The sequence below is a fragment of the Erwinia sp. PME.40.26/001 genome (assembly GCF_055556675.1).
On record NZ_JBVHNP010000084.1, the window covers coordinates 1 to 289 of the forward strand.

1 pseudogene is annotated in these 289 nt (G+C 58.8%); it reads right to left on the reverse strand.

Going from position 1 to position 289, the window contains the following annotated elements:
- Positions 1–289 (reverse strand): annotated as a pseudogene (locus ACZ3HG_RS23335) (hypothetical protein); the annotation flags it as partial.

Below are 289 nucleotides of genomic sequence, written 5' to 3' on the forward strand. Positions count from 1 at the left end.
TTGATACTCGGCCTCCAGCGTACGGTGGAATATCGGCTCGTGATGGGCGATGCGGTTACGCAATTGTCGGATCGTTTCAAGTGCGTCATGGATGGCCTTGCGATGTTGTGCCACGGAGCGGCGCGGATCGAGATACGGGAAGACGCGCCGCAGGTAAGGATTCCATAGTCGTCCATCATGCCTTGCGGCGAACATGCGCTGCCAGAAGACGAACTTGAGTTCCGCAATCACTTTGCCCGTCTGCCCGATCGGTAGTCCTGCCCGGGCCTTGGCCAAATCATGGCGCGCA